25 protein-coding genes and 6 pseudogenes are annotated in these 24,937 nt (G+C 70.5%); 13 read left to right on the forward strand and 18 right to left on the reverse strand.

The genetic code is table 11. The features are described from left to right. Positions 1 to 98: 98 nt before the first annotated feature. The 4 genes from OG936_RS02170 to OG936_RS02185 form a co-directional block, all read right to left on the reverse strand. Positions 99 to 1,061 (reverse strand): electron transfer flavoprotein subunit alpha/FixB family protein, encoded by a 963-nt coding sequence (locus OG936_RS02170; RefSeq protein ID WP_266744697.1) that lies wholly within the window; start codon positions 1,059 to 1,061, stop codon positions 99 to 101. Positions 1,062 to 1,219: 158 nt separating this feature from the next. Beyond that, complete coding sequence (locus tag OG936_RS02175) at positions 1,220 to 2,005, reverse strand: electron transfer flavoprotein subunit beta/FixA family protein (RefSeq protein WP_266744698.1); 786 nt, start codon at positions 2,003 to 2,005, stop codon at positions 1,220 to 1,222. A 202-nt stretch (positions 2,006 to 2,207) separates the two neighbouring features. Further along, a complete protein-coding gene (locus tag OG936_RS02180; protein ID WP_406492135.1) occupies positions 2,208 to 2,714 on the reverse strand; it encodes a flavin reductase family protein in 507 nt (168 codons plus the stop codon). Between the two features lie 198 nt (positions 2,715 to 2,912). After that, positions 2,913 to 3,239 (reverse strand): TlpA family protein disulfide reductase, encoded by a 327-nt coding sequence (locus tag OG936_RS02185; RefSeq protein ID WP_406492137.1) that lies wholly within the window; start codon positions 3,237 to 3,239, stop codon positions 2,913 to 2,915. Between the two features lie 218 nt (positions 3,240 to 3,457). On the opposite strand from OG936_RS02185, the gene OG936_RS02190 reads away from it, so the two are divergent. Continuing rightward, the gene (locus tag OG936_RS02190; RefSeq protein WP_406492138.1) at positions 3,458 to 4,180 is read left to right on the forward strand and encodes a lysophospholipid acyltransferase family protein; all 723 of its coding nucleotides are present in this window, start codon (positions 3,458 to 3,460) and stop codon (positions 4,178 to 4,180) included. 64 nt (positions 4,181 to 4,244) lie between these two features. On the opposite strand, the gene OG936_RS02195 is transcribed toward OG936_RS02190, so the two are convergent. The 5 genes and pseudogenes from OG936_RS02195 to OG936_RS02215 all read right to left on the reverse strand — a co-directional run bounded on the left by OG936_RS02195 (position 4,245) and on the right by OG936_RS02215 (position 8,606). Beyond that, positions 4,245 to 4,937 carry a B3/4 domain-containing protein gene (locus tag OG936_RS02195; RefSeq protein WP_406492140.1) on the reverse strand — a complete coding sequence of 231 codons (693 nt, stop codon included), beginning with the start codon at positions 4,935 to 4,937 and terminating at the stop codon, positions 4,245 to 4,247. 26 nt (positions 4,938 to 4,963) lie between these two features. Beyond that, a pseudogene (locus OG936_RS02200) lies at positions 4,964 to 5,295 on the reverse strand (transglutaminase); the annotation flags it as partial. Between the two features lie 61 nt (positions 5,296 to 5,356). After that, positions 5,357 to 6,436, reverse strand: coding sequence for a low specificity L-threonine aldolase (locus OG936_RS02205; RefSeq protein ID WP_266744702.1), 1,080 nt, complete (start codon positions 6,434 to 6,436; stop codon positions 5,357 to 5,359). Next, positions 6,415 to 7,182, reverse strand: a complete 768-nt coding sequence (locus OG936_RS02210) for an SDR family NAD(P)-dependent oxidoreductase (protein ID WP_406500299.1) — start codon at positions 7,180 to 7,182, stop codon at positions 6,415 to 6,417. Before OG936_RS02210 ends, OG936_RS02205 begins: the two co-directional genes overlap by 22 nt. A 26-nt stretch (positions 7,183 to 7,208) precedes the next feature. Further along, on the reverse strand, positions 7,209 to 8,606 hold the full coding sequence (locus OG936_RS02215; protein WP_406492142.1) for a DUF6421 family protein: 1,398 nt from the start codon (positions 8,604 to 8,606) through the stop codon (positions 7,209 to 7,211). A 270-nt stretch (positions 8,607 to 8,876) separates the two neighbouring features. On the opposite strand from OG936_RS02215, the gene OG936_RS02220 reads away from it, so the two are divergent. After that, a complete protein-coding gene (locus OG936_RS02220; RefSeq protein ID WP_383760548.1) occupies positions 8,877 to 9,560 on the forward strand; it encodes a glycerophosphodiester phosphodiesterase in 684 nt (227 codons plus the stop codon). 39 nt (positions 9,561 to 9,599) lie between these two features. Here the strand turns inward: OG936_RS02220 and OG936_RS02225 are convergent, their stop codons facing one another. Continuing rightward, positions 9,600 to 10,184: a GNAT family N-acetyltransferase gene (locus OG936_RS02225; protein ID WP_406492144.1), complete on the reverse strand. Its 585-nt coding sequence runs from the start codon at positions 10,182 to 10,184 to the stop codon at positions 9,600 to 9,602. 78 nt (positions 10,185 to 10,262) lie between these two features. On the opposite strand from OG936_RS02225, the gene OG936_RS02230 reads away from it, so the two are divergent. Continuing rightward, entirely contained in the window at positions 10,263 to 10,649 is a 387-nt protein-coding gene (locus OG936_RS02230) for a VOC family protein (RefSeq protein ID WP_383760545.1), read from the forward strand. Positions 10,650 to 10,657: 8 nt separating this feature from the next. Here OG936_RS02230 and OG936_RS02235 read toward each other — a convergent pair whose 3' ends face one another. Next, positions 10,658 to 10,891: a hypothetical protein gene (locus OG936_RS02235; RefSeq protein WP_406492146.1), complete on the reverse strand. Its 234-nt coding sequence runs from the start codon at positions 10,889 to 10,891 to the stop codon at positions 10,658 to 10,660. 154 nt (positions 10,892 to 11,045) lie between these two features. On the opposite strand from OG936_RS02235, the gene OG936_RS02240 reads away from it, so the two are divergent. The 7 genes and pseudogenes from OG936_RS02240 to OG936_RS02270 all read left to right on the forward strand — a co-directional run bounded on the left by OG936_RS02240 (position 11,046) and on the right by OG936_RS02270 (position 16,273). Beyond that, the gene (locus OG936_RS02240; protein ID WP_406492147.1) at positions 11,046 to 11,648 is read left to right on the forward strand and encodes a DUF5134 domain-containing protein; all 603 of its coding nucleotides are present in this window, start codon (positions 11,046 to 11,048) and stop codon (positions 11,646 to 11,648) included. A 106-nt stretch (positions 11,649 to 11,754) separates the two neighbouring features. Beyond that, entirely contained in the window at positions 11,755 to 12,690 is a 936-nt protein-coding gene (locus OG936_RS02245; RefSeq protein WP_406492148.1) for a M56 family metallopeptidase, read from the forward strand. Positions 12,691 to 12,723: 33 nt separating this feature from the next. Further along, a complete protein-coding gene (locus tag OG936_RS02250) occupies positions 12,724 to 13,422 on the forward strand; it encodes a phosphatase PAP2 family protein (RefSeq protein ID WP_406492150.1) in 699 nt (232 codons plus the stop codon). A 19-nt stretch (positions 13,423 to 13,441) separates the two neighbouring features. Continuing rightward, positions 13,442 to 14,167, forward strand: a complete 726-nt coding sequence (locus OG936_RS02255) for an HAD family hydrolase (protein ID WP_406492152.1) — start codon at positions 13,442 to 13,444, stop codon at positions 14,165 to 14,167. 45 nt (positions 14,168 to 14,212) lie between these two features. Then, positions 14,213 to 14,392 (forward strand): hypothetical protein, encoded by a 180-nt coding sequence (locus tag OG936_RS02260; RefSeq protein WP_406492154.1) that lies wholly within the window; start codon positions 14,213 to 14,215, stop codon positions 14,390 to 14,392. A gap of 5 nt (positions 14,393 to 14,397) precedes the next feature. Continuing rightward, positions 14,398 to 14,783: pseudogene (locus tag OG936_RS02265) on the forward strand (DUF305 domain-containing protein). Positions 14,784 to 14,860: 77 nt separating this feature from the next. Beyond that, positions 14,861 to 16,273 (forward strand): FAD-dependent oxidoreductase, encoded by a 1,413-nt coding sequence (locus OG936_RS02270; protein ID WP_406500300.1) that lies wholly within the window; start codon positions 14,861 to 14,863, stop codon positions 16,271 to 16,273. 254 nt (positions 16,274 to 16,527) lie between these two features. Here the strand turns inward: OG936_RS02270 and OG936_RS02275 are convergent, their stop codons facing one another. The 6 genes and pseudogenes from OG936_RS02275 to OG936_RS02300 all read right to left on the reverse strand — a co-directional run. Further along, positions 16,528 to 16,908, reverse strand: coding sequence for a hypothetical protein (locus OG936_RS02275; RefSeq protein ID WP_406492156.1), 381 nt, complete (start codon positions 16,906 to 16,908; stop codon positions 16,528 to 16,530). A 35-nt stretch (positions 16,909 to 16,943) separates the two neighbouring features. Further along, positions 16,944 to 17,087: a hypothetical protein gene (locus OG936_RS02280; protein WP_406492157.1), complete on the reverse strand. Its 144-nt coding sequence runs from the start codon at positions 17,085 to 17,087 to the stop codon at positions 16,944 to 16,946. Positions 17,088 to 17,254: 167 nt separating this feature from the next. Then, a pseudogene (locus OG936_RS02285) lies at positions 17,255 to 19,670 on the reverse strand (glycoside hydrolase family 3 N-terminal domain-containing protein). 52 nt (positions 19,671 to 19,722) lie between these two features. Further along, positions 19,723 to 20,628, reverse strand: coding sequence for a carbohydrate ABC transporter permease (locus OG936_RS02290; RefSeq protein WP_406492158.1), 906 nt, complete (start codon positions 20,626 to 20,628; stop codon positions 19,723 to 19,725). A 4-nt stretch (positions 20,629 to 20,632) separates the two neighbouring features. Beyond that, positions 20,633 to 21,565: pseudogene (locus OG936_RS02295) on the reverse strand (carbohydrate ABC transporter permease). A 2-nt stretch (positions 21,566 to 21,567) separates the two neighbouring features. Continuing rightward, a pseudogene (locus OG936_RS02300) lies at positions 21,568 to 21,792 on the reverse strand (sugar-binding protein); the annotation flags it as partial. On the opposite strand from OG936_RS02300, the pseudogene OG936_RS02305 reads away from it, so the two are divergent. Together OG936_RS02305 and OG936_RS02310 are read left to right on the forward strand one after the other, a co-directional pair. Beyond that, a pseudogene (locus tag OG936_RS02305) lies at positions 21,792 to 22,301 on the forward strand (substrate-binding domain-containing protein); the annotation flags it as partial. The pseudogenes OG936_RS02300 and OG936_RS02305 overlap by 1 nt on opposite strands. 73 nt (positions 22,302 to 22,374) lie before the next feature. Beyond that, a complete protein-coding gene (locus OG936_RS02310; RefSeq protein WP_406492159.1) occupies positions 22,375 to 22,920 on the forward strand; it encodes a GNAT family N-acetyltransferase in 546 nt (181 codons plus the stop codon). On the opposite strand, the gene OG936_RS02315 is transcribed toward OG936_RS02310, so the two are convergent. After that, positions 22,908 to 23,624: a cupin domain-containing protein gene (locus OG936_RS02315; RefSeq protein ID WP_406492161.1), complete on the reverse strand. Its 717-nt coding sequence runs from the start codon at positions 23,622 to 23,624 to the stop codon at positions 22,908 to 22,910. The two genes, OG936_RS02310 and OG936_RS02315, sit on opposite strands and share 13 nt — an antisense overlap. Positions 23,625 to 23,807: 183 nt before the next feature. Here OG936_RS02315 and OG936_RS02320 point away from each other — a divergent pair, with 183 nt between their 5' ends. Then, positions 23,808 to 24,896 (forward strand): WD40/YVTN/BNR-like repeat-containing protein, encoded by a 1,089-nt coding sequence (locus OG936_RS02320; protein WP_406492163.1) that lies wholly within the window; start codon positions 23,808 to 23,810, stop codon positions 24,894 to 24,896. The last annotated feature ends 41 nt before the right edge of the window (positions 24,897 to 24,937 follow it).

Here is a 24,937-nt window from a genome sequence, read left to right on the forward strand (position 1 = left end):
GGCCTGCGTCAATGCTGATCCAAAACGGTCCGGGGCCGTGCGGTGGGTGGACACCACGCGGCCCCGGACCGTCGGGACGCTGTTTCGAGGGGGGTGGGTCAGCCCTTGCGGGTCTTGACCTCTTCGGTGAGCTGGGGCACGACCTGGAAGAGGTCGCCGACGACTCCGTAGTCGACGAGGTCGAAGATCGGGGCCTCGGCGTCCTTGTTGATCGCGACGATCGTCTTGGACGTCTGCATGCCCGCCCGGTGCTGGATCGCCCCGGAGATACCGGACGCGATGTACAGCTGCGGCGAGACGGACTTGCCGGTCTGGCCGACCTGGTTGGAGTGCGGGTACCAGCCCGCGTCCACCGCAGCCCGCGACGCACCGACCGCCGCACCGAGCGAGTCCGCCAGCGCCTCGATGACCGCGAAGTTCTCGGCGCCGTTGACACCCCGCCCACCCGAGACGACGATCGCGGCCTCGGTCAGCTCCGGACGCCCCGTCGACTCACGCGCGGCACGGGAAACGACCCGGGTGCCGGTGGCCTGCCCGGAGAACGACACCACCAGCTCCTGGACCGCACCCGCGGCCGGAGCCGCCTCCACGGCGGCGGAGTTCGGCTTGACCGTGATCACCGGAACACCCTTCGACACCCGGGACCTGGTCGTGAACGACGCGGCGAACGCGGACTGCGTGGCGACCGGACCCTGCTCACCGGCCTCCAGATCCACCGCGTCCGTGATGATCCCCGAACCGATCCGGACCGCGAGACGCGCCGCGATCTCCTTGCCCTCCGCGGACGAGGGAACCAGCACCGCGACCGGCGAAACCGCCTCGACCGCCGCCTGCAGCGCATCGACCTTCGGCACCACCAGATACTCACCGAACTCCGGCGCGTCAGCCGTCAGGACCCGCACCGCACCATGCTCGGCCAGCACCCCGGCCGTGCCCGCGGCACCCGCACCCAACGCGAGCGCGACCGGCTCACCGACACGACGCGCCAGCGTCAGCAGCTCCAGCGTGGGCTTGCGGACAGCACCATCCACGTGATCGACAAAAACGAGAACTTCAGCCATGAGACTTCAATCTCCTGCGAGTTGCGAAGAAAAACGAGAACAGGAACACAGGGACGACACCAGCACCAACACCAACACCGGCACCGGGCCGCAGTCGGGACCGGGCCGCAGTCAGGACCGGGCCGCAGCCGAGACCGCAGTCGGGACCGGGCCCGGGGTCAGATGAACTTCTGGCCCGCCAGGAACTCGGCCAGCTGCTTGCCGCCCTCGCCCTCGTCCTTGACGATCGTGCCCGCCGTACGGGCCGGACGCGCCGCCGCCGCATCGACCACGGTCCACGCACCCGCCAGACCGACCTCGTCCGCCTCGATCCCCAGATCCTCCAGATCCCAGGACTCCACCGGCTTCTTCTTCGCCGCCATGATCCCCTTGAACGACGGATACCGCGCCTCACCCGACTGGTCCGTCACCGACACCACCGCCGGAAGCGAAGCCTCCAACCGCTCCGACGCCGTGTCACCGTCACGCCGGCCCCGCACGACCCCGTCCGCCACCGACACCTCCGACAGCAACGTCACCTGCGGAACACCCAGACGCTCCGCCAGCAGCGCCGGAACCACACCCATCGTCCCGTCCGTCGACGCCATACCAGCGATCACCAGGTCGAAACCGGCCTTCTCGACCGCCTTCGCCAGCACCAGCGACGTACCCATGACATCCGTGCCGTGCAGACCGTCGTCCTCGACATGAACAGCCTTGTCCGCACCCATCGACAACGCCTTGCGCAACGCGTCCTTGGCATCCTCCGGACCCACCGTCAACACAGTGATCTCCGCACCGTCCGCCGCATCCGCGATCTGCAGCGCCTGCTCCACCGCGTACTCGTCGAGCTCCGACAGCAGACCGTCGACATCCTCACGATCCAGCGTCAGGTCATCGGCGAAATGCCGGTCCCCCGTGGCGTCGGGCACGTACTTCACACAGACAACGATCCTCAAGCTCACGCCGGCTCTCCTACTGCATCGTCATTTCTGGGCTGCCTTGTTGCTCGCAGCATAGGCGCCTGATGGGGCGGTTTCCGGTCGGGGCGACCGACGCTCCGACCGGAAATATTACTAGCCAGTACACCCAGTGCTTTACCCATGAGCAAGCGCTTGGAACTGTGATCTGGCCTACGTGCGCCGCCCAGGTGCCCCTTGGGAGTTCTCAGTCCCGCAGGCCGGTGAAGCGGCCCTGGTGATAGAGCAGCGGTCGACCGCCACCGGCCGGGTCGCCGACCACGGCCTGCGCGATCACGATCCGGTGGTCGCCTGCCGGAACCCGGGCCACCACGCGGCAGACCAGCCAGGCCAGCGCTCCGTCGAGGACCGGCACACCTTCGGGCCCACTGCGCCAACAGGTGGACGGGCCGAACCGGTCGGCGCCGCTGCGGGCAAAAGTGGCGGCCAGATCCCGCTGGTGCTCGCCGAGTACGTGGACGCCTATGTGCTCGGCCTCGGCCACGACCGGCCAGCTGGAGGACGAGGTCCCCACACCGAACGAGATCAGTGGCGGCTCGGCGGCCACCGAGTTGAGCGAGGTGGCGGTGAAGCCGACCGGCCGGTCACCTGCGGCGGTGATCACCGCCACACCGGCGGCGTGCTGCCGGAAGACCGAGCGGAGGAGTTCGGGGGATGCCGTGCGGGAGGTACCGAGCTCGGGCGATGCCGTCATGGGAGAGGTCCTTCTACGGAGAATGGCGTACAGGGCCGTGGCTGTTCAGACACCCGGACAGCGCGCACTCACGTAGCGGGCGAGATCCACGTGGACCCGGCCGTGGAGAAGGAGTTCTGGCGGCATAGCGTCAGACTGACGATACGTGGCCGGTACAGTCAAGAGTGTTCCGCAATGTGGGAGATGCATCACGGTACGTCACATCGCCCGTCCCAGTGCGGCGACCACGTCGACGGTGCGTGGCTGCCCGACGGCCCGGCGGACGATCCGGCCGGTGGCGTCGAGGACGAGTACGGTCGGCGTCCGGCTGATCTCCAGCTCGCGCACGAGAGTGAGATGCGCCTCGGCGTCGATCTCCACGTGCGCGACGCCATCCACCATGCGCGCCACCTCGACGAGGGTGCGCCGGGTGGCCCGGCAGGGCTGGCAGAACGCGCTGGAGAACTGCACCAGGGTTGCCCGCTCCCCCAATTCCGCGCCGAGTTGGGCCGCGCCCAGCGTTCCCCGGTGTGTCCGTCCGTCCACCTTCGGCCTCCTGCCAGAGCTCTTCGTAAGGGGTCAGCACCACCGGACGGAGAGACATTCCCGTCGGTTCCACGTGACGAGAATCTCGCGCCCCGCGCCCTCCGAGACTGGCCACCGCGTCGCGCATGGGGCACGATCGGCCCAATGCCGCAAACCTACGGCTGCGTAACTTCCGCCGGGAGAATCCTCCCCAGGCGCAGAAGAAGGGTCTTCCCGAGATGGCAGAACTCGTCTATCGACCGGTCGTCGGCGCCGCTCGTACGTTTTTCAAGGCGCTGGACCTGAAGATCGACACTCAGGGTTCCGAGCACATCCCGAAGACCGGTGGCGCGGTCCTGGTGAGCAACCACATCAGTTATCTGGACTTCATCTTCACCGGGCTCGCGGCGCTGCCGCAGAAGCGGCTCGTCCGGTTCATGGCGAAGGAATCGGTCTTCCGGCACAAGGTGTCCGGGCCGCTGATGCGCGGCATGAAGCACATTCCCGTCGACCGCAAGCAGGGCGAGGACGCGTACGCGCACGCGCTCGACTCGTTGCGCTCCGGCCAGATCGTGGGCGTCTTCCCCGAGGCCACCATCTCGGAATCGTTCACGCTGAAGAGCTTCAAGTCGGGCGCCGCCCGGCTGGCCCAGGAAGCCGGAGTGCCGCTGATCCCCATGGCGCTGTGGGGGACCCAGCGGCTCTGGACCAAGGGCCGGCCGCGTAACTTCAAGCGCAACCACATTCCGGTGACGATCCGGGTGGGCGAGCCGGTGGAGGCGCCCACCGACCAGTACGCGGGCGCGATCACCCGGCGGCTACGGGAGCGGGTCCAGGAGCTCCTGGAAGCGGCCCAGCGCGCCTACCCCGTGCGTCCGAAGGACGCGAGCGACACCTGGTGGGTGCCCGCGCACCTCGGCGGTACGGCTCCGACGTCGGCCGAGGTGCGCGAGAGGAGCTGACGCGGCGGGTCCACCACCCCGGCCGAAACGCGTCACTCCGGCGAGACCCCGCTCGGGCGAAACATCACTCCGGGGTACCGACGGTGATCCGCGCTCCGGGACTGAGCTTCGCCAGCCGCTCGGCGAGTTCGGCGCCCGCGGCTTCGAGCTCGCCGATCGTCATGGGCGCGAGGCGCTCCAGCAGGAATACGGCGTTCACGGACTCCTCGGCGAGCCGGGTGCGCACCCCCTGTCGCCAGTTCCAGCGCCTGCAGGTGACGCCCTCGCCGTCGCACCAGACGACTTCACCGGGCTCGGGGTGCTCCAAGGCCTCCTCGCCGCCCGCGACGGTGGAGAAGGGCTCCTGGCCGGTGGCACGTACGAGCCGCATGGCTCCCCTGATCCGGTCGGTGTCCTCGCCACCGACCGGTATCAGGTGGGCGACGCTGATGGCGTTGTAGAGGTCGACCAGGAGATTGATGCGCGGCAGCCCGGCGTCGGTGAGCGCGCGCCGGGCCAGGGCTTCGGCGGAGTTGCGGGTGCGGGAGGGCTTGGCACCGAAGGCGGTGTAGGCGTCACGCCAGGCCGCGAGGTGGGGGTCCTCGTGCGGGGCCCGGCCGTCGAGCCGCTCGGACAGCCGGCGGGTCGCTTCGTCCAGGAGAGCCGAACTCTCTTCGTCGCTGGGCCCGTTGACCAGCCCACGCGCTTCGACGGCGAGGCGGGTGAAGCCGGGGACGAGGGTGCGTACGTCGTCGGCGACGGTGAACGTCAGGGTCATCGGCTGCCTTGCCTCGGAACGGGATCTCAGAGCTCTGTGGGCAGAGTGCGCCACGATTGCGGGCGGTCCTCGGCGGACCTGAAGCCACGCAGCACCGCCGGATGCGGTACCGCATAGAGTACTGGATAGTCCACTCCACCGAACTCCGGCCGGACGGGCCACGCCAACCGCTCCTCGTCGAGCGAGAACTGGGCGTCGACGCCCGGCTTGTTGCCCCGGTGGTCCTGACGGTCCCAGCGATCGCGGCCGGGCAGCCGTCCGCGATCAGCCCGTGCACGGGGCCCGACTCCCCGTCGTCCTCGCCGAGCGCCTGATAGCAGAGCTCGGTCGGGATACCCGCCGCGCGTAGATATGCGGCCGACCGGATGTCAATGACTTTCCAATCGACCGCATATCTATGCGATTCTGTTCAGGTCTGGCTACTTCGCCATTTCTTCCTTCAGTGCCAGGACGAATGCGTCGACATCGTGCTCCATCGTGTCGAAGGAGCACATCCAGCGCACATCACCGGCGGCCTCGTCCCAGAAGTAGAAGCGGAAGCGCTTCTGCAGCCGCTCGCTCACGTCGTGCGGCAGCCGGGCGAAGACGGCGTTGGCCTGGACCGGGTGGAGGATCTCCACACCGTCCACCGCGCGCACACCCTCCGCGAGCCGCTGGGCCATGGCGTTGGCGTGCCGGGCGTTGCGCAGCCAGAGGTCTCCGGCGAGCAGCGCCTCCAACTGCACGGAGACGAAACGCATCTTGGAGGCGAGCTGCATCGACAGCTTGCGCAGGTGCTTCATGGCCCGGACGGCGTCCGGGTTCAGGACGACCACGGCCTCGCCGAAGATCGCCCCGTTCTTCGTGCCGCCGAAGGAGAGGACGTCGACGCCGACGGTGTTGGTGAACGTACGCATCGGTACGTCCAGCGACGCCGCGGCGTTGGCTATCCGGGCCCCGTCCAGGTGGACCTTCATGCCGTGCCCGTGGGCGTGGTCACAGATGGCGCGGATCTCGTCGGGCGTGTAGACCGTGCCCAGTTCGGTGTTCTGGGTGATCGAGACGACCTGCGGCATGGCCCGGTGCTCGTCGTCCCAGCCGTACGCCTGCCGGTCGATGAGCTCGGGAGTGAGCTTGCCGTCCGGGGTCGGCACGGTGAGCAGCTTGAGGCCGCCCACCCGCTCCGGGGCGCCGCCCTCGTCGACGTTGATGTGGGCGGACTCGGCGCAGATCACCGCGCCCCAGCGGTCGGTCATCGCCTGGAGGGAGACGACGTTGGCACCGGTTCCGTTGAAGACCGGAAAGGCTTCGGCGGTGGGGCCGAAGTGACTGTGCATGACCCGCTGAAGGTGCTCGGTGTAGTCGTCCTCGCCGTAGGCGATCTGGTGACCGCCGTTGGCCAGGGCGATGGCCGCGAGAATCTCCGGGTGCGTGCCCGCGTAGTTGTCACTGGCGAAGCCGCGTACCTGCGGGTCGTGGTGGCGTCGCGCGTCGGTCCTTACGGTTGTGGGGTCAGCCACAGGCGCTTTCCGTTCACTTCCGGGGCGGGCCGGTCCCAGACGCCGGCGATGGCCTCGGCCAGATCCTTGACGTCGGTGAAGCCCGCGAATTTCGCATTCGGGCGCTCGGCGCGCATGGCGTCGTGCACCAGTGCCTTGACGATCAGGATCGCAGCCGCGGTCCTCGGCCCTTCTTCGCCCCCCGCCTTGCGGAAGGCATCCGCGAGGGCGAGGGTCCAGGCCTCGGCGGCGGCCTTCGCCGCGGAGTAGGCCGCGTTTCCCGCGGTGGGCTTGCTCGCACCGGCCGCGCTGATCAGCACATAGCGACCCCGGTCGCTGCGCTGCAGCCCCTCCTGGAAGGCCAGCGAGGTGTGCTGGACCGTACGGATCAGCAGCTTCTCCAGCAGGTTCCAGTCGGCGAGGTCGGTCTCTGCGAAGCCGGCACTGCCGCGCCAGCCGCCGACGAGGTGGACCAAGCCGTCGATCCGGCCGAATTCCTTCTCGGTCTTGTCCGCCCATGCGCGGGTGGCAGCGAGATCCAGCAGGTCGACGGTGTCTCCGGTGACGGTCGCTCCGCCGTGGGCGTAACGCGCCGCGTCGACCGCCTCGGCCAGGCGGGTGGCGTCCGCGTCGGAGGCGACGACGGTCGCACCGGCCTCCGCGAGCCTCAGTAGCGTGGCCTGTCCGGCCGGGCCCGCGGCCCCGGCGACCGCGATCACGGCACCTTCGAGAGCACCGCTCCCGTTACCCTTGCCCGTTTCGTTCATGGCCACCGCCTCCTTAAGCTCGGCGCTCACGCGGCTGCCTGCTCGGCATCCGCGGCGGTGATCCCCTTGGTCGAGGCGATCACGTTCTTCAGCTTCTTGGAGAGCGCCTCATAGAACATGCTCAGGGGAAACTCGTCCGGAAGCACATCGTCGACGAGCTTACGCGGCGGCTGGGACAGATCCAGCGCGTCCGGGCCCTTGGCCCAGCGGGAGCCCGGGTGCGGGGCGAGATAGGCGGCGACCAGGTCGTACGCGGCGAACCAGTGGACGAGCTTGGGGCGGTCGATGCCGTCCCGGTAGAGCTTCTCGATCTCGGCGCAGAGCTGATTGGTGACCTGCGGGGCACGGTCCCAGTCGATCCTCAGCGTGTTGTCCGTCCAGCGGATCACATCGTGCTTGTGCAGGTACGCGAAGAGGAGCTGACCGCCGAGGCCGTCGTAGTTGCGAACGCGCTCGCCGGTGACGGGGAAGCGGAACATCCGGTCGAACAGCACGGCGTACTGCACGTCGCGGCCCTGCGGGAAGCCGTCGGCCTCCAGTTTCACGGCCTCCTTGAAGGCGGTGAGATCGCAGCGCAGCTCCTCGAGACCGTACATCCAGAACGGCTGGCGCTGCTTGATCATGAAGGGGTCGAACGGCAGGTCGCCGTGGCTGTGCGTGCGGTCGTGGACCATGTCCCAGAGCACGAAGGCCTGCTCGCAGCGCTGCTGGTCGCCGACCATTTCGCGGATGTCGTCGGGCACCTCGACGCCGAGCAGCTCGACCGCGGCCTCGGTGACCCGGCGGAACCGGGCGGCCTCGCGGTCGCAGAAGATTCCGCCCCAGCTGAAGCGGTCGGGGGCCTCGCGCATGGCGACGGTCTCCGGGAAGAGCACCGCGGAGTTGGTGTCGTAGCCCGAGGTGAAGTCCTCGAAGGTGATCCCGCAGAACAGCGGGTTGTCGTAGCGGGTGGCTTCGAGCTCGGCCAGCCAGTCCGGCCAGACCATCCGCAGCACGACCGCTTCGAGGTTACGGTCCGGATTGCCGTTCTGGGTGTACATCGCGAAGACGACCAGGTGCTGCAGCCCGTCGGCGCGGCCCTTGGCCGGCTGGAAGGCGAGCAGCGAGTCGAGGAAGTCCGGCACACCGAAACCGTCCGCGGCCCAGCGACGCAGGTCCACGACCAGAGCACGGTGGTAGGCCGCGTCGTGCGGGAGCAGCGGGGAGATCTCCTCGATCGCGGCGATCACACGGTCCAGCGTGGCCCCAGCGACCTCTGCGGACGGCGCGCCCTCGGCGTCGAAGTCGATGGAGCCGTCCTTCGACTGCCAGGGCCGGATCTCCTCCACGGCATTCTTGAGCGTGGGCCAGGCCGGGTGCTCGATCACCCTCCGGTCCGTATCTATGTCACCTGCGGCAACGTCGTGCACAAGAATTTCCGTCATAACTCTTCCTCCACGGGAGAACCTCGCGTCAAGCAACCGTATCCATGTGCGGTTCCTCCGGACAAGTGGGCTTCAGGAGATTATCCTGCCAACCCCCCGTGGTCACCGCTATTCTTCCTGTGCTGAATCTCTCCCACGAATACTTCCGTCGACAGGCCGTGGTTCGGTGACTGTTGGCGGGAGGTGGGCCACTAGGCTGCCGCAGTGCCGTGCCGCCTGGTGGGTAGGAGCCGCACGCGGGCAGGACACCGTCGACGGAAGCGAGTTGCCTTGTCTTTTCTCACCATCGGTCATCGCGGAGTGATGGGTGTGGAGCCGGAGAACACCCTGCGGTCGTTCGTCCATGCGGAACGGGCCGGAATGGACGCCATCGAGCTGGACCTTCATCTGAGCAAGGACGGCGCGCTGGCCGTCATGCACGACGCCGATGTCGACCGTACGACGGACGGCAGTGGTCCGATCGCCGAGAAGACCCTGTCCGAGCTGCGCGAGCTCGATGCCGGACAGGGTGAGCGGGTGCCGGTCTTCGAGGAGGTGCTCGACGCCGTACGGTCCCCCGTGCAGGCGGAGATCAAGGATCTGGCGGCGGCCCGAGCCCTGGCCGAAGTGATGCAGCGGCGCGGTCTCGTCGACCGGGTGGAGGTGTCGTCGTTCCACGACGAGGCGGTCGCCGAGATCGCCCAACTGGTGCCGGGGGTACGGACCGTACTCATCGCGAGCCGCTGGCGGGGCGATGTGGTGGAGCGGGCGAAGACGGTGGGTGCGGCGACGCTGGCGCTGAACATCCGCCGCCTCACCCTGGAGGTGGTCGAGCAGGCACACGCCGAAGGGCTGAAGGTCATCGGCTGGGTGGTGAACACCCAGGACCATCTGCGCCTGGTACGGGCCCTGCGGCTGGACGGCGCGACCACCGACTACCCGGACATCCGCCGCGCCGGCCGCTTCACGGCTTGATCACCGGCCTGGCCGGTCCGGTCGGCCCGACCGGTCTGATCACCAACCCGGTCCGGTCGGTGATCCGACCGGTCGGACCAGGTCCTTGATCAACAGCTCGAATGCGAGATCGCCGCGCTGCGGGATACCGACGCGCGGGTCGCCGTACGGGAACGGGCTGAGCTTTCCCGTACGGCGGTAGCCGCGCCGCTCGTACCAGGCGATCAGCTCCTCGCGCACCGATATCACGGTCATGTGCATCTCGCTCACTCCCCAGCTCTCCCGGACGATGCGCTCGGCCTCCGCGATGATCACCTTGCCGAGACCGGCTCCCTGCAGTTCGGGACGGACCGCGAACATCCCGAAGTAGGCGGCTTCACCGCGGTGTTCGAGCTGGCAGCAGGCGACGAGCGCGCCGTCGCGCTCCACCACGAGCAGTCGGCTGCCGGGCGCTTCGAGGACCTCGCGGACACCGTCCGGGTCGGTCCGCTGCCCCTGCAGGATGTCCGCCTCGGTGGTCCATCCGGTCCGGCTGGAGTCCCCCCGGTACGCCGACTCGATCAGCGTCACGAGTGCGGGCACATCGGCGTCGGCCGCGTCGCGGAAGGTCAGCTGTCCCGGGTCCTGGGCAGGGGCTGTGTCCATGGCGATGGCTCTCCGATTCTCTGTTGTGGCCGTGCCGGAGCAGCGTATCCCGCATGCTCAGGGCCTATGGTCGGGCGCATGGTTCATGTGCTGAGCAGCCGGATCCTGCTGCGTCCGGCCGATCCCGAGCGGTCACGGATCTTCTACGGGGAGTCGCTCGGGCTGCCCGTCTACCGGGAGTTCGGCACCGGACCCGAGCGGGGCACGGTCTACTTCCTCGGCGGCGGCTTCCTGGAGGTCTCCGGGCGCGCCACCACCCCGCCGGTGCCCGGGCTCGAACTGTGGATGCAGGTCAAGGACGTCCGGACGGCGCACGAGGAGGTATCGGCCCGCGGCGTCGAGGTGCTGAGGCCGCCGGTGCGTGAGCCTTGGGGGCTCGTCGAGATGTGGATCCGCGATCCGGACGGGCACCGGATCGTCATGGTGGAAGTACCGGCGGACCATCCGCTGCGCTACCGCCCCTAGCCAGGGCTTCACGCCGAAAGCGCGGAGCGCGGCTTCTCCCAGTGCGCGGCGCGGCTTCTTTCCACGCAGTCCACGAGCACGGGCAAAGCCTTTTCCAGGCCGCTGTCGTGGTCCGCGAACGGGAGGCGCAAGTGGTACCGGAAGCCGTCCACGGCGGAGAAGACGGGTCCGGGCACGTTCAGTAAGCCCGCGCGGCGGGCCGGCTGGGCGGTCGCCTCGGTGCCGGCGCCGGGGATCTCCACCCGGACTCGGCCGACCGGGCCGCGCTGGCACAGCGCGCGGTGGGGAACACCCCCTCCGCGCGCTCCCTTGTACCTCAGTGCGCCGCGTATGACGGTCCCGGCCCGGGCATCGACCAAGAGGGACCCAAGTCGTACGTCCAGGGGGAGGTGCGCTGTGCACGGACCGGCGGTGTCCGGCTGGCTGCTCATGGCGTTGTGCGGGGTGACGGGTGCGTACTGCCTGTTGCGCACGCGCGGCGAGACCGGGGAGGAACGCAGGGCGGCGCGAGCCGAGGCGCTGATGGGCTTCGGCATGGCCGCCATGGCGGTGCCGGCTGCTGTCGTGACGCCACCGGTGTGGGGGTGGGCGGTGTACGCCGTCCTGTTCGGCCTTTCCTCATTACGCGCGCTGTGGTTCGCCCGGCACAGCGCGCACCATCTGCACCATCTGGTCGGGTCGTCGGCGATGGTGTACATGGCGGTGGCGATGGCACCGGGCGGTGGAGGGGCCCATGGTGAGCACGGCGGGCACACGGGCCACGGCGTCGCGGCGACGGCCGGGGGCATACCCCTGCTGACCGGACTGCTGCTGGCCTACTACGCGGCCTATGTACTGAGGTCGGGGACCCGGTTGATACCAGTGGCCACCATGGCGGGCGGTAGCGGGCCGGTCGCGGGTGGGCCGGTCGGTGGCGGCTGGGCCGCTCGTCCCGAGCTGGCTCTCGCCTGTCGGCTGACCATGGGCATAGGCATGTTCGCGATGCTGCTCACTCTCTGAGAGATCCGCCGGATCCGCGAGACAGCGGGTGGGCCAAACCGTGGCGTACATCACTTGCCGTGCCGAGCCATACCCGTGGGTACCACGCCACTCATAGGCTGGCGTCATGTTGGTCTCCCTAGCGCTGCTGCTGCTCGGTGCACTGGCCGCCGTCGTGACCCCGCGTCTGATGGCGCGGGCGCAGTGGCCGGAGCGTGAGCCCGTTGTCGCGCTGTGGGTGTGGCAGTGCGTGGTGGCCGGGGTGCTGCTCTGTTTCGCGCTCTCCATGACGTTCAGCGCGGCCGCGGCCTGGCAAGCGGTGCGCGGGCATGTGTTCGCGCCGGCGCCGCGTGCCGTGGTGGAGGCGTATGCGCTGGGCGGACACGGGCGGTGGTCCGCCACCATGGCCGTGCTGCTGGCGCTCGGCGGGGTATGGACGGTGGCGATGCTGACCCGGGAGATCCGTCGCGCCCGAGTGCGTCGCAGGCGGCGCCGGACCGAATTGCTGGTGCGTTCCCCGCTGATGCCCGGGGAGGAGCCCGGCAGCGGCCGACTCGTCGTACTGGAGGGAGAGCGCCCGGATGCCTGGTGGCTGCCGGGTGCGGCGCCGCAACTGGTCATCACCACCGCGGCGCTGGGACGCCTGAAGGGTCGTCAGCTGGATGCGGTGCTCGCTCACGAGCAGGGTCACGCGAAGGCCCGGCACGACTGGCTGCTGCACTGTTCCGGCGCGCTCGCGAGCGGGTTTCCCCAGGTGCCGGTGTTCGCGGCCTTCCGCGACGAGATGCACCGGCTGGTCGAACTGGCCGCGGACGATGTGGCGTCGAGGCGTTTCGGGCGGCTGACGATCGCCCTGGCCCTGGTGGAACTCAACGAGGACCGCGGCGTGTTCGGCCCCTGCCCGACGCCGGATGCCGAGCTCCCGCTGCGGGTGAACCGGCTGCTGACCCCGGTGGAGCGGCTCACGGCCGGCCGTCGGCTCCGGCTGACCGCGGCGGCCGCCCTGGTGCCGGTGGTTCCTCTTCTGGTGGCCTTCCTCCCGGGACTCACAGCGCTGGGATAGCCGGGGACGCGGAACTTCCGCGAAGATCGCCCCATGTCATCCCCGTTGCCGGTCCCACCGGCCCGCACCCGTTCCCGCGTGAGCCCCTTCGGCACGGCCGTGGTCTGCACCGCTCTCGCCCTGGTCCTGCTGATCCTGGTCGCCGTGCGCTGGTCGCCGTTGATGACGCTGGACCGTACGGTCGCGGATGCCCTGCACCGAAGGGCGGTCACCGAACCCGGCTTCGTCCACGTCAACCGGGTCCTGACCGACTGGGTATGGGATCCGTGGACGATGCGCGCCCTGATCACGGTGGCCGTGGTGGTGCTGTGGTGGCGCGGGGCGCGGGCGCTCGCGGTGTGGATCGCCCTGACGAGCGTGCTGTCGGCTCTCCTGCAGCAGGGGCTGAAGTCCGCGGTCGGCCGGGAGCGGCCGCGGTGGCCGGACCCGGTGGATTCCGCTCACTACGCCGCGTTCCCGTCGGGTCACGCCATGACGGCGATGGTGAGCTGTGGTCTGCTGCTCTGGCTGATGCGCAGGCACGGCACGGGGCCCCGGGTGTGGCGGGCGGCGCTGGTGGTGGCCTGGGTCTCGGTGATCGGAGTGGGCGTCACCCGGCTCTACCTGGGGGTGCACTGGCCGAGCGACGTACTGGGCGGCTGGCTGCTGGGGGCGGCTCTGGCCGGGTTCTCCATCGCCGGTTTCGCCCGGTACGAGAAGCGCGGCGGACCGGCCTTGCCGCGGCGCTCCTGAACCGGGGAGGATCGCGTCCATGCAGATCAAGGGTGTGCTCTTCGACTTCTCCGGGACTCTCTTCCGTATCGAATCGGTCCAATCCTGGTTGCGCGCGGCCCTCGCCGAGCGGGAGGTGGCGGTGAGCGAGGCCGACTTCGAGCGGTACGCGCGAGGGCTGGAGGCTGCCGGTGCGTTGCCGGGCGGTCCGCTTCCCCGGCACGTTCCCGATCGGCTCGCCGAAGTATGGGCCACCCGTGACGAGAGCATGGACCTCCACCGGGAGGCGTACACCGGGCTGGCCCGGCAGGTTTCCCTCCCGGATCCCGGGCTGTACGACGCGCTGTACGAGCGGCACAGGTCACCCGCCGCCTGGCTGCCGTACCCGGACGCGGCGGAGGTGCTCGGCGCACTGCGCGACAGCGGCATCCGCATCGGTGTCGTCAGCAACATCGGCTGGGACCTGCGGCCGGTCTTCCGGGCGCACGGTCTGGACACCCTGATTGACGCCTACGTCCTGTCGTACCAGCACGGCGTCCAGAAGCCGGATACACGTCTCTTCCACACAGCCTGCACACTTCTCGGACAGGATCCGGCGGGTGTGGTGATGGTCGGAGACGACCGGCACGCGGACGGCGGAGCGGCGGCGCTGGGCTGCGACGTGCGCTTTGTCCACCATCTGCCGGTGGAGCAGCGGCCCGACGGGCTGCGGACGCTCGGACTGGTGCCGGGCGTTGCCCGAGAGACATGTGAGAGATGTCCCTGACGCGCAATGGGTCGGATTATCACAACGTGGCCTTAGCCTGTATGCATGCCCCGTCGACCCGGCTCCTCCGATTCCGCGCGTACCGCCGCCGTGGTGAACAAAGAGATCCGTGACCTGTGGGAGCGCTCAGGCGGCTGCCTGTCCCCGGAGAACGAGGAGCAGTACCAGCGGTTGCTCGTGGAGTGGGCGGCAGTGACCGGCGGGAGCGCCAGGTCCGCCGCCTGACCCGGGTGCCGGGTGCCGTACTCCTGTGCCGGGCGTCGTCCCCCGCGGTCAAACGCCTCGCCGAACGCATCACCGCGAGCCAGAAGCCGGAGATCGGCGCGATGGAGGGATGGCTCACGCACAACGACGGGGTGAAGCGCGGCACCGGCCACGATCACTCGGCGATGCCGGCATGGCGACCCCGGCGCAGCTGGAGCAGTTACGGACGGCGGACGGCGCGGCCTTCGACAAACTCTTCCTGAAGTTGGTGATCACCCACCACCGGGGGCGATCACGATGGCGACCGACGTGCTCTCGCAGGGCAACGACGTGCTGGTCGAGGAGATGGCCGGGGATGTCGTCGCCGAGCCGACGGTGGAGATCGACCGAATGCGCGCGATTGTCGTCCTGATCGCGCCCCGGGCGCGCCTCTCCCCCGCACCGGCCGCCGGTGCCATGCTGGACAGAGCCTGTGGGAAGAGGTGCGCCGTGCTCCGTGTCGCCGTCGTCGGTTCCGGTCCCAGTGGGGTCTACACCGCCCAGGCCCTGGTCGGGCAGGACCGGGTGCCTGGTGTCCGGGTCCATGTCCTGGACCGGCTCCCCTGCCCGTACGGCCTGGTGCGCTACGGCGTCGCCCCCGACCACGAGAAGATCAAGTCGCTGCAGAACGGCCTGCGGGCCGTCCTGGAGCACGAGCGGATCACCTTTCTCGGCAATGTCGAGGTGGGCGGCGACGGGATCCCGCCCGAACGGCTCGGCGAGCTCTACCAGGCGGTGGTCTACTGCGTCGGGGCCGCGGCCGACCGCGGCCTCGCGATCCCCGGCGAGGATCTGCCCGGCAGCTACTCCGCGACCGAGTTCGTCTCCTGGTACAGCGCGCACCCCGACGCCGCCGCCGACAGCTTTGCGCTGCGGGCCCGTTCGGCCGTGGTGATCGGGGCCGGCAACGTGGCAGTGGACGTGACACGGATCCTGGCCCGGAGCGCGCGGGAGCTGCACCCCACCGACGTACCGCACGCCGCTCTCGGGGTGTTGGCCGGGAGCCGGGTGCGCGAGGTCCACATGGCGGGCCGACGCGGCCCCTCGCAGGCCAGGTTCACCACCAAGGAGCTGCGGGAGCTGGGCGCGCTGCCGCGGGCGCGGGTGGTCGTGGACGAGGCGGAGCTGGCGCTCGACCCTGCGTACGTCGATCCGTCTCCCCCCTCGGCCCGTTCCGCACCGCCGAACGCGCCGCCCTTGACCGCGGCGGCGCGGCGCAACGTCGAGGTCCTGCGCGGTTGGGCCGCGGCGGGCGCCGCGGGTGTGGGCGCGGAGGGAAGCCCCGTGCGCACGATCCGGCTGCGGTTCTTTCTGCGTCCCGTCGAGCTGCTGGAGCGGGACGGCCGGGTGGCCGGGGTGCGGTTCGCCCGTATGGTGCCGGACGGCAGCGGGGGCGTACGCGACTCCGGTGCGTATGAGGACATCGGCGCCCAGCTCGTGCTGCGGGCCGTCGGCTACCGCGGGCTGCCGCTGCCCGGCCTGCCGTTCGACGCGGTGCGCGGGACGGTGCCGCAGCTGGCGGGGCGGATACTGCGGGACGGGGTGCCGTCAGCCGGGGAGTACGTCGCCGGGTGGATCAAGCGAGGGCCCACCGGGGTGATCGGCTCGAACCGGTCGTGCGCGAAGGAGACGGTGGGGTCATTGCTCGACGACGCCCCCCTGCTCGCCGCGCGCCCGTCGGCGCCCGACCCCGTGGCCGCGCTGCGGGCGTGGGGGCTGCGCCCGGTGGAATGGGACGGCTGGCTGTCCATCGAGCGGGCGGAGGCGGCGCTGGGCAGGTCGCTGGGCCGGGGACCGGTGAAGATCCCGGACTGGGCGGGGCTGCTGAGCGCCGCGCAGGGGGGCGACCCGGGCGGATCGTGAGGCCAATGGCCCCAGGGCCTGTCCGGCGGATCACGGCCGGGGTCGCGACGCCTGCCACCCCGCATCTCGGGGGAACCTCAGGTTCCACCGATGGCGCGCGCCGCGAGGTGGGCGACGTGCCAGTCGGCCGGGACGCCCGTGTTCGGCCCGACCGGTTCGGCACTGTACTGGCGCATGGGCGCCGTCCATACCCGGTTGGGAATGACGAGCGACCGCCAGGTGCAGGGCTCGTACGAGGGCGCCGCCGTACCGGGCTACCCGCGCCGCCCGAGCGTGATCGCGGCGTCCGCGTCGTACTCCTGGGTCCAGCTGCGTCCGGCGCCCGACTTCCAGGTGACCCGGGCGGTGGTGCCGTCGATCCGGACGTTCTCCACCGTCATGGCCCGGTCGCCGTCCCGTACGTCCCCGCGGCGCAGCTCGCCCGCCTTCACGGTGACGGGCTGCGCCGACTGCGCGCTCTCGGCCTCGTCCGCCGCGCGGGCGAGTGCCGCCGCCAGCTCCCGGGCGCGGGCCGGGGTGCAGATCACAGCGATCTCACCCGACGGCGCCACGCCCCGGATCCGGACCCCCGCCCCGACGGAGGTCACCTCCAGGGACGCGGCGTGTCCGTCGTGGTCCTCGATCCCATGCGTCATCGTTCTGTTCTCCCCTTGCCCGTACGCCCTTCGGCTCAGTTCGGCCGGAGGCTCCCCGGCGGGCCCAGGTAGCTGGGCTTGAGGCCGCCGGTGTCGACCACCGGGTTCCGCAGCACCACCGTCGGGTCGACCATCCAGCATTTGAGCACATCGACGCCGGGACGGCCGATCCGGTGCACCGCACTGGTGACGCCGATGCCTGGCCGACCCTTGCCGGGGTCGGTGTGCGGGAACAGGAAGGTGCGACGGGGAGATTTCGAAAGTTTCGAGGGGCTCCCCGCACAGCCGGTGGGAAGGCCGAACTTCCGTGTGGGGAGGCTCCCGGAGCGAGGAAGAGGGCGGTGGGTCAGTTTCCGGCCGCGACCGGGAACTGCGCCGCCTCCTCGATGGTGGTTTCACAGACCAGCCGGCGCCGGTGGTCGACCGTGCGTTCGGGGCCGGTGAGCCGCAGCCGTACCGTCTGCCGGATGTCGCGGACGGCACTCGATGTCGCGAGCCGCAGTTCCAGGTCGCCGGGTTCGACGATCCGCCGGCCGCCGATGCCGGTGAAGGAGACCAGATCGGCGTGGAACCGGAAGGTGATCTTCCGGGCTTGTCCGGCCGCGAGTTCCACCCGGGCGTAGCCGATCAGCCGGGCCTGCGGGCGGGTGGTCTGGGCGACCGGGTCGTGGACGTAGAGCTGCACGACCTCGGCCCCTTCGCGGTCTCCGGTGTTGCGTACGGTGACCTCGATGTCGGCGGATCCGTCGGTGCGGATCTCGCCCGGCGCGCTCCCGCCGGGCTCCCAGTCGAACGTGGTGTACGAGAGCCCGTGCCCGAAGGGGTGCAGCGGTGTCGGGTCCAGGTTGCTGACCTCGTTCGCCAGGCCCAGCGGCGGCTGGAGGTACGTCCACGGCTGACCGCCCCGGCCGTACGGGATGCCGACGGGCAGCCGCCCGGAGGGGTTGACCCGGCCGGACAGCACACCGGCCAGCGCCGGACCGCCCTCCTCGCCGGGGAAGAACGCCTGGACGGTCGCGGCCGTTCGGCCCGCCCAGCGGCCCAGCGCGTACGGACGCCCCGTCAGCAGGACCAGGACCACCGGGGTTCCGGTGGCCAGCAGCGCGTCCAGCAGTTCGCCCTGGACGCCGGGCAGGGACAGGTCGGCGGCGTCGCACCCCTCGCCGGAGGTGCCGCGGCCGAAGAGCCCGGCCCGGTCGCCGAGCACGGCGACGCAGACGTCCGCGCCCCGGGCGAGCTCCGCGGCGGTGGCGATGTCGGAGGTGTCCGTACCGTCCACGTCGCAGCCCCGTGCCGAGGACAGCTTCGCCGCGGGGAACTCCGCGCGCAGCGACTCCGAGCACGGTCGGGATGCCGATCCCCATCGGCACCTCGGGGTGCGAGACGCCGACGTGGCTGGGGAAGGAGTAGCAGCCGAGCATGGCCAGCGCGTCGTCGGCGCGCGGGCCGACGACCGCGATCCGGCCGTCGCCGCGCAGCGGCAGCGCCCCGGTGGGATTGGCGAGCAGCACGCACGCCTCTTCCGCCAGCTTCCGGGCCAGGGCCCGGTTCTCCGGCGGGTCGAGGTCCACCGTCGAACGGGCCTGTTCGGGGTCGGTGCCGAGGAGCGCGGTGGGCAGCGGGGTCCGGTCCGGGTCGAGCAGTCCGAGCTGGCACTTCTGGAGCAGCACCCGGTGCAGTGCCCGGTCGACCAGTTCCTCGGCCACGGCGCCGTCCCGTACAGCGGTCACGAGCACCGCCCCGTAGCTATGGACGGTGGGCAGCTCCACGTCGACCCCGGCGCACAGTGCGAGGCGGGCCGCGTCGGCGCGGTCGGCGGCGACCTTGTGCAGGGTCTCCAGGAAGCCGATGCCGAAGTAGTCGGCGACGACGGTGCCGGTGAAGCCCCAGGTGTCCCGGAGGAGTCCGGTGAGCAGGGCCGGGTCGGCGGCCGCGGGCAGTCCGTCGATCTCCGCGTAGGAGTGCATCACCGAGCGGGCGCCGCCTTCGCGCAGTGCCATCTCGAAGGGCGGGAGGACGATGTCGGCCATCTCGCGTGCCCCGGCCCGGATCGGCGCGTGGTTGCGGGCGCCCGACGACGCGGCGTATCCGGCGAAGTGTTTGAGGGTGGCGACGATGCCGGCGGACTCCAGGCCGCGGACATAGGCGGTGCCGATGGTGGCGACGAGGTACGGGTCCTCGCCGATGGTCTCCTCGACGCGTCCCCAGCGCAGATCGCGCACCACGTCGAGGACGGGGGCGAGGCCCTGGTGGATTCCGACGGACCGCATGTCGCGGCCGATCCGGCCGGCCATCTCGGTCACCAGCTCCGGGTCCCAGGAGGCGCCCCACGACAGTGGCACGGGGTAGGCGGTGGCGCCCCACGCGGTGAAGCCCGCCAGGCACTCCTCGTGGGCGAGGGCGGGGTTGGCGAACCGGCCGGACTCGGTGATCCGGTGCTGGGCGCGGGCCAGTGCGACCGCGCCGACGCCCGGGTCGACCGGTGCGGTGCCGAACGGCCGGGTCAGCTGGCCGAGTCCGTGGGCGGTGACGTCCTCCCAGTCAACGGGGTCCATGTCGTTCTGGTGCGGCGCGACTCCGTCGCGGTCGGCGTCGGCGCCCACCCAGACTCCGTACAGCTGGGCGGCCTTCTCCTCCAGGGTCATCCGGGGCACGAGGTCGGCCACTCGTTCCTCGGGGGTGAGTGAAGGGTCGCGCCAGGGGCCGTCGACCGCGGGATCGGGGTCGGCCCTGCGGGCGTGCGGGACGGGTTGGGTTGCCATGGCGGCAGCGGTTCCTCTCGTCAATGCGGTGGTACGGGGCGGCGTGGGAGAGCTACTTGCCGCCCACCCCCATCAGGCCGTTGATCAGCGCCCGCCGTGCCACGAGGTAGACGGCGAAGATGGGCACCACGGAGAGGACGATCGCTGCCAAGGTGGCGGGGATGTTCACTCCGAACTGGGTCATGAAGTTGAACAGGCCGAGGGTCAGGACCCGGTTCTCCTCCGACTGGGTCAGGATCAGCGGGAAGAGGAATCCGTTCCATGCCTGGATCGCCGTATAGATCGCCACCGTGCTGATGCCCGCCCGGGACATCGGGACGGCCAGTTGCAGCAGCATCCGCACGGGTGTGGCGCCGTCGAGCGCCATCGCCTCGTACATCTCCTCGGACACATCGCGCATGGTGCCGCTGAGCACCAGCACCGCGACGGGCATCGAGAAGGCCGCGGTCGGCAGGATGATCGCGGGCAGGGTGTCGTAGAGCCCCATTCTGCCGATCAGCAGATAGAGCGGCACGATCACCGCCTGCGCCGGGATCGCCACGCCGAGCAGGAAGGTCCGGAACGCGAGTGACGAGAGGCGGCCACGGGTGCGTACCGCCACGTAGGCCACCGGCACGGAGAGCACCAGCACGATGGCCACGGTGGCCACCGCGACGATCGCGGTGTTGGCCAGCATCGAGAGGAAGCCGCTGTGCAGCACGGTGTTGTAGTTGTCGAGCGTCGGGTGCGTCGGGAAGGCCAGCGGATCGCCGTTGAGTGCCTCGTCCTGATGCATCAGCGACGAGGAGATCAGCGTGTAGACCGGCACGATCACGATGACCAGCCAGACCAGCGAGCCCAGTCCGGCCAGCGGGTTGCCGCGCGGCCTCCAGCGGCGGGCGCCTCCTGCGGGTCGGTGTGGGGTGCGGCCTACGGGGCGCGTCGTCGTCGGCGCCGCGGAGCGGGTGTCGTATGACATGGCGTCACATACCTTCCCGGGTGGAGCGCATGGTCCCGAAGCCGCTGAAGCGGACGAGAATCAGCGACAGGCCGGTGGCCACGACGACCAGGGCGGTGGCGATGGCCGCGGCGTAGCCCAGGTCGTAGGTCTGGAAACCGGTCCGGTACATCAGATAGGGCAGGACCGTGGTGTCCGTGCCGGGACCGCCCTTGGTCATGATCAGTACGGTGTCGAAGTAGGTCAGCGAGCCGACGATCATCAGGACCGACGAGGTCGTCACGGTGTTGCGCAGCTGCGGCAGCGTGATGTGGAAGAACTGCCGCACCATGCCCGCGCCGTCGATGGCCGCCGCCTGGTAGAGGACCTCCGGGATCTGGCGGGTTCCGCCCTGGTAGATCAGGGTGTGGAAGGGCATGAACTGCCAGCCGCCGACGAACGCCACGGTGAGCAGCGCCCCGGTGGACGAGCCCATGATGTTCGGGTCGATCCCGAACCAGGGCCCGATCTCCTTGATCACCCCGAAGTTGGGGTCCAGCAGCGCGTGGAAGAGCATCGCGATCGCGGTGGTGGAGAGCAGCAGCGGGATGAAGAAGACCGCGGAGAGGACGGTCCGGCTGCGCTGCCGGCCCGCCGCCCAGACGCCGAGCAGCAGGGCCACGGGGGTCTGGAAGGCTCAGCTGATCGTGGTGAGCAGCAGGCTCAGCCAGGCGGCCTGGCGGAACTCGGGGTCCTTGAACAGCCGCGTCCAGTTGCCCACGCCGGTCAGGCTCGGGGAGTTGAGCCCGTCCCACTGGCAGAAGGAGAGGTACACGGCGATCGCCAGCGGGACGATCGCGAAGACGGCGAAGAAGAGGATGCCCGGGGCGGCCCAGCCGACCGGCGGCCGGCCGGCGTTGCCGGCGGCCGCCCCGTTCCCCCGTCCGCGCGTCTTCGGGTGCGGAGTGTGGTGCGACATTTCTACTTGACGGCCTTCATCGCTGCGACGAACTGCTCGGGCGTGGACTGGCCGGCGAACAGCTTGCTGATCTCGGTGAGGAGGGGGGTCGCGTACCGGGACTCCAGCGCCTGGTCCCAGGAGAGCGTGAAGCTGGGGGCCTTCTGGACCATCTGGTACTGGTCGGCGGCGAACTGCGGGTTGGGCGAGGAGCTCAGCATCGACGAGGCGTTGGACGTGGTGGGGATGTGCCACCCGCCACCTGACCGGGCTCGGACACCGCCGGATCGGCGTCATCAGCGGCCCGTCCCGCATGATGTGCAGCCGCGCCCGCGTCGACGGCTACCGGGCGGCGCTGGAGACGGCGGGACTGCCCATCGATCCGGAACTGATCCGGGAAGGCGAGTTCCGCCACGAGGCAGGCTACGCGGCGGGCCTCGAACTACTGCGACTGCCCGATCCGCCCACCGCCCTGTTCGCGGGCGACGATCTCCAGGCCCTCGGCGTCTACGAGGCCGCCCGCGAACTGGGGCTGCGCATCCCGGAGGACCTGAGCGTCGTCGGCTTCGACGATCTGCCCCTCACCCGGTGGATCGGGCCGCCGCTCACCACCGTGCGCCAGCCGCTCATCGAGATGGCCGAGACCGCCACCCGTCTGGTCCTCGGCCTCGCCCGGGGCGAGCGGCCCGCGACCACCCGGGTCGACCTGGCCACCACGCTGGTGGTCCGCAACAGCACCGCCGCCCCCGGCCGCTGACCCCGCCCACCCGGCCCGGCCTGCAGGTATTTCCGTTGTGGGCCGGGCCGCGGCCCGCGTACCGTCCCCGGCCATGACGACCACTCCCACCCTGCACACCGGGCGGCTGCTTCTGGAGCCGTACACACCCGCGGACGAGGAAGACTTCGTGGCGCTCTTCCAGGACACCCGGGTGTCCCGGTGGATCGGTGACGGGCCGCAGACCGAGGCCGAGGACCGTGCCCTGTTCAGGCGGATCTTCAGCAAGGTGTACGCCCAGGAACTCTTCGACGTATGGGCCGTGCGCCACGGCGGCCGTCTGGTCGGCCACGCGGAGATCAAGCCCTCCCCGTCCCCGGATGTGGACGGTCACGAGATCGTCTACGCCCTGGCGCCGGCCGCCTGGGGGCAGGGGTTCGGCACCGAGGTCGCGAAAGCGCTGACCTCGTACGGGTTCGGCGCCCTCGGGCTCACCGGAGTACACGCGACGGTAGCCGCCGAGAACGCCGCCTCGCTGGCGCTGCTGGGCCGGATCGGCTTCCGGCATGTCCGGGACGCGGTGGAGGACGACGGCAGCACGACCCGGGTCCTGAGCCGCTCCGCCGGTGGTGACGGCGCCGGAGCCGGTCAGCCGCGGTAGACGTCCAGGCGCCCGCACATGCCGAACCTCCCGTGTGCGGAGGGCTGTTCGGCATGTACGCGGGCATCGGCGAGGTATCCGCCGTCACCACGGGCCAGGGCGTCGAGCTGACCACCGGTCACCTCGGACGCGGCAGCGGCCCCCTTCCACCAGCGCTCCCGCCAGTCCCCGGCCCTCGGGCGTACGAGTGCCGCGGCGGCCCGGTGGAAGGCGGCGAGCGGTCCGGGGTCGCCCGCCTCGGTGGCCCGGCGCAGCGCGAGGAAACCTTCGACGGCGAGGTCCCGGCGGGCGCGGGCGGCCCGTTCCTGTTCCGCTTCGCAACCGTCGGCGGGAAGGACGACCGCCGCCCGGTAGGCCACGGGGTCCGCCAGGTGGCGGGGCGGCAGAGTGAGTACGGCGTCACCGGCCTCGGGCAGTCCGCCGTTCTCCATGAGGACGACGATGCGCAGCCCGTCCTCGTTGACGAGACGGTGGATCGTGCCCGGCGTGAACCAGACCAGCGCCCCGGGGGTCAGTGGCGTCTGCCGGAACCCGGACGTGGTGAGGGTCTGCACCGAGCCCGAGCCCCCGACCACCACATACCCCTCGGAGCAGGTGAGGTGGAGATGGGGTGTCCCGCCGCGCAGGCCGTCCTCGGCGGGCCAGTCGTAGACCCGCAGGTGGGACACGGCGATGGCGCCGGGCAGCCCTTCGAAGGTCGGCACAGCTGCTCCCGGGTCGCTCCGCGAAAGCGCTCGGCAAGCGCTTTCCACATGTGCTGCACCGTACCGTCGCCGACCGTGGAAGCAACAGGGTCCGGGTGTCCGGGGCCGTCCTGCGGGCCTCTGTCAGTGGTGGGGTGCAGACTGGCGCGTATCCGGCACACAGGCGTTTCGGGAGGTTCGGCCATGACCGACGTACTGCTCACCGTGGGCACCCGCAAGGGACTCTTCATCGGCCGCAAGCGCGGCGGCACGTGGGAGTTCGACGACCCGCATTTCAATGCCCAGGCGATCTATTCGATCGCCATCGACACCCGCAGGAAGGTTCCCCGCCTGCTGGTCGGCGGGGACAGCGCGCACTGGGGCCCGTCGGTCTTCCACTCCGACGATCTCGGCGCAACCTGGGTCGAACCGAGGCAACCGGCCGTGAAGTTCCCGGAGTTCACCGGGACATCGCTGGAGCGGGTCTGGCAGCTGCACCCGGCGGGTCCCGAGGCGCCCGATGTCGTGTACGCGGGGACGGAGCCGGCGGCGCTGTTCCGTTCCGAGGACGGCGGGGAGTCCTTCGAGCTGGTCCGCCCGCTGTGGGAGCATCCGACGCGTTCGAAGTGGGTACCGGGCGGCGGCGGTGAGGGTCTGCACACCATCCTCACGGACCCGAGGGATGCCCGGGAGGTGACGGTCGCGGTCTCCACGGCCGGGGTGTTCCGCACCAAGGACGGCGGTGCCAGCTGGGCCCCGGCGAACAAGGGCGTGTCGGCGGTGTTCCTCCCCGACCCGAACCCGGAGTTCGGCCAGTGCGTCCACAAGGTGGCCAGGGACGCGGTCGATCTCGACCGGCTCTACCTCCAGAACCACTGGGGAGTCTTCCGGAGCGACGACTCCGGGGACAACTGGACGGACATCGGCCAAGACCTCCCCTCCGATTTCGGTTTCGCCGTAGCCGCGCACCCGCACCGCGCGGACACGGCGTACATCTTCCCGATCAACGCCGACGCCGACCGCGTCCCGGCCGGACACCGCTGCCGGGTGTTCCGCACCGAGGACGCGGGCCGTACCTGGGCGCCGCTCTCAGCAGGCCTGCCCGAAAAAACGCATTACGGCACGGTGCTGCGCGACGCGCTCCGTACGGACGACGCCGACCCGGCGGGCATCTACTTCGGCAATCGCAACGGCGAGGTGTACGCGAGCGCGGACGACGGCGACAGCTGGCAGCAGCTCGCCGCGCATCTGCCGGACGTCCTCTGTGTCCGCGCGGCGGTCATCGGTTCGTGACCACCGGCGGTTGATCCGCGTGGCAGGCCCGGCCGGGCAGT

Origin of the sequence: Streptomyces sp. NBC_00846, from assembly GCF_045207325.1 — a bacterium.
GTDB lineage: Bacteria > Actinomycetota > Actinomycetes > Streptomycetales > Streptomycetaceae > Streptomyces.